This is a genomic window from Xylanivirga thermophila, assembly GCF_004138105.1.
Taxonomy (GTDB): Bacteria; Bacillota; Clostridia; order Caldicoprobacterales; family Xylanivirgaceae; genus Xylanivirga; species Xylanivirga thermophila.
In genome coordinates this window covers 1-1,763 of sequence record NZ_RXHQ01000074.1, presented here as the reverse complement: position 1 = coordinate 1,763, position 1,763 = coordinate 1, and the positions used below count along the sequence as shown (strand labels likewise).

2 protein-coding genes are annotated in these 1,763 nt (G+C 33.4%); both read left to right on the top strand.

What is annotated here, in order from left to right; all coding sequences use genetic code 11:
• Positions 1–213: 213 nt before the first annotated feature.
• Positions 214–657, top strand: a complete 444-nt coding sequence (gene lspA / locus EJN67_RS13910) for a signal peptidase II (protein WP_341538814.1) — start codon at positions 214–216, stop codon at positions 655–657.
• A gap of 21 nt (positions 658–678) precedes the next feature.
• A complete protein-coding gene (locus EJN67_RS13905) occupies positions 679–1,587 on the top strand; it encodes an RluA family pseudouridine synthase (protein ID WP_129725023.1) in 909 nt (302 codons plus the stop codon).
• The last annotated feature ends 176 nt before the right edge of the window (positions 1,588–1,763 follow it).

Sequence of the window (1,763 nt, the reverse complement as noted above, 5' to 3'; positions counted from 1 at the left end):
TCATAGTAATACCGGGGTCCATTTCTTACAATGTATACTCATTCCTTTATATAAATGCTACACTGGCATTTTAAAAAACTCCTCGGGCGAGGAGTCTGGGAGAAAATGTATTCATGCTTTTGCCGTGATCGGGGCAATTAATCTTATATACATATTAAAATAAATTATGTTATAATGAATGTTATAGATATAAATTTTATGTGGGAGGGGCTTATGCTGGAAGTAATAATTATAATAACTATAATTGCGTTAGACCAAATAACCAAATATTTTACTGTAAAAAATCTAAAAACTGATGGATCATTTACTGTTATAAAAGGTTTTCTAGAGTTTTGTTATGTCGAAAATAGGGGCGCTGCATTTGGAATATTACAAAACAAAAGATGGTTTTTTATCGTTTTAACGATAATAATATGCGCTGGAATGGCATATTATCTTTTTACATATAAGGATACAAGAATGATCCTGCGAATAAGTTTGGCATTTATATTAGGTGGTGCAATAGGTAATTTAATTGATAGGATACGCCTTGGATATGTAGTAGATATGATACATATTGCTGCAATCAACTATCCGGTATTTAACGTGGCTGATAGCTTTGTGGTAATAGGCACTATATTATTAGCATGGTATTTATTATTTATAGCAGACAAATAGGCTTAAAGATAGGTGTATGATATGGAAAGAATCAATATTACAATAGATGAATCTGGCGTAGGCGAAAGAATAGATGTATTTTTAAGTAAAAAATTAAGAGATATTTCTAGATCACATATAAAATCCCTCATAAAAGATGGGAAAGTACTAGTAGATGGGAATACTACAAAGCCAAATTATAAAACACGAAAAGGAGATAATATTTTTATATCCATTCCTCCACCGAAAAAAATGAATACTGAACCAGAAAATATTCCTATAAACATAATATATGAAGATAATGATATAATTGTCATAAACAAACCTCAAGGAATGGTAGTACATCCTGCACCAGGTAATTACTCCGGTACCCTTGTAAATGCTCTTTTATACCATTGTGATAATCTATCTGAGATAAATGGAGCTATACGCCCTGGTATAGTACATAGAATAGACAAGGATACCTCCGGACTTTTGGTGGTTGCCAAAAATGACATGGCACATATAAAATTGGCTCATCAGCTACAGTCTAAAACAATGAGCAGAATATACTGGACTATAGTAGAGTATAATATAAAGCAAGATAAGGGGATTATAGATGCACCTATAGGTCGGCATCCAATAGATCGCAAAAGAATGGCTGTAGTAGAAAGTGGTAGAAGAGCTGTTACCCATTATGAAGTGTTAGAACGTTTCGGTGATTATACTTTGGTAAAAGCTCAACTAGAGACAGGTAGAACCCATCAGATACGGGTACATATGGCATATATAGGCCATCCAGTAGTAGGCGATCCTGTATATGGAATAAAAAAGCAACGTTTCAATTTGAAAGGGCAGGTTTTACATGCAAAACAGCTTACCCTTATTCATCCTAGAAGCGGTGAGAAAATGACATTTGAAGCTCCGTTACCTGAATACTTCGAAAAATTATTACCCATATTAAGAAATTAAGAAGTCCTTCTAGTTGCCTTTATTATTGCAATACTTGTTAGAATTACGAATTCTAAATTGCAATATTAAATGCAACACTTTTTGAGAAAATCATACTTATCCATTTACTTCCTCTTGTCAAGGGGAGGGTGGAGATTTTCGAGTGTATACGAGAAAATACTACCCAACCTTGACAA

Excerpts from the sequence above, each read along its gene's own strand:
- lspA (WP_341538814.1), top strand. The coding sequence starts at position 214 with ATGCTGGAAGTAATAATTATAATAACTATAATTGCGTTAGACCAAATA.
- EJN67_RS13905 (WP_129725023.1), top strand. The coding sequence starts at position 679 with ATGGAAAGAATCAATATTACAATAGATGAATCTGGCGTAGGCGAAAGA.